Genomic DNA, 1,342 nt, shown 5'->3' on the forward strand with positions numbered 1-1,342 from the left:
GAGCTTGGAYGADTCCAAGCTCATCTGCATGCCTTTGAGTACTTTGGTGGTTATCCCTCAGAAGGTCTGTACGACAACATGAAAACCGTTGTAAAGAAGCTTCAGAAACAGAAGGAATACAACGCCAGATTCATGGATTTTGCAAACTTCTACGGCTTTAAAGTGATTACTCACAGGCCATATAATCCAAAAGCCAAAGGAAAGGTCGAGAGGTTGGTTCCTTACGTAAGGGAAAATATTCTTTACGGCCAGAGTTATTCGAGTCTAACGGAACTGAAGAATGTATTAAAAGATTGGTTAGCAGTAGCGAACCAGCGGCTTCATTCAGAATTAAAAGAAACCCCTCTCGAAAGATTCGAGAGGGAAAAGAATCACCTAAACAAACTAAGTAAATCGTATCCGATTCGCAGATTAAATACAAGACTCGTAAGAGACAAAGGCCAGATAGTCTACAAAGAAAGGGCATACCATGTTGGTAAAAAATACACAGGGGAAAGAGTCAATCTCCAGGTGGAAGGTTCACTACTGAAGATATACGATGGCGATGAACTCATTACAGTACATCCCTTGAAAGACCAGGTAGAAAAAAGGTCTTTGAGAGAATACCAGGCTCTTGTGGGTGATGCGGTATGAGCTACGAAAACGTACACAGCCTGTTGAAAGAACTGAAACTGGAAGGAATCTCCAGGGTACTGGATTCTTCTCTTCAAAACTGGAGTAAAGGGGATAAAGACGTTCTCGAATTGATTGAAGAACTACTAATAGCCCAGAAGAAAGAAAACGAGAACAAGAAATACATAACGGCTCTCAGATACAGCGGATTACCTTTCCACAAAACCCTGGAAGAATTCGATTTCAGTTTCCAACCCAGTATAGACAGAAAACAGATAATGGAATTGAAGACCCTGAGATTCATGTACGAAAAAGAGAACGTGGTATTCCTTGGACCTCCTGGAGTAGGGAAAACACACCTGGCGGTAGGTCTTGGAATGGAAGCCCTAAGGGAAGGAAAGAAAATATACTTTGTTAACGCAATAACATTGGTGGATCGATTAAAGAAAGCTTTTATTGAAAGACATCTGGAAAAAACCATTAGATTCTACAAATCCCTTGACCTCCTAATAATAGACGAACTGGGATACCTGCCACTGGATACAGAAGGAGCGAAGCTATTCTTTGAACTAGTAAGCCAGAAATACGAACAAGGAAGCATAATCCTGACATCCAACAGAAGCTTTACCGAATGGGACAAGATATTCGAAGACGAAGTATTAGCAACAGCGGTATTAGATAGACTCTTACATCATTGTACAATTGTCAACATTCGTGGAAAAAGCTACAG

Annotated in this window: 2 protein-coding genes; both read left to right on the forward strand. The window is 40.9% G+C overall.

Features of this window, described 5'->3' with window-relative positions; genetic code table 11:
* Positions 1–633: integrase core domain-containing protein (locus DU53_RS11675; RefSeq protein ID WP_153020864.1), on the forward strand; the 633-nt coding region annotated here is incomplete at its 5' end.
* On the forward strand, positions 630–1,342 hold a 713-nt coding region (gene istB / locus DU53_RS11680; protein WP_063728804.1), incomplete at its 3' end, for an IS21-like element ISKol10 family helper ATPase IstB. The genes DU53_RS11675 and istB, both read left to right, overlap by 4 nt.

It is taken from the genome of Kosmotoga sp. DU53 (assembly GCF_001639905.1).
GTDB lineage: Bacteria > Thermotogota > Thermotogae > Petrotogales > Kosmotogaceae > Kosmotoga > Kosmotoga olearia.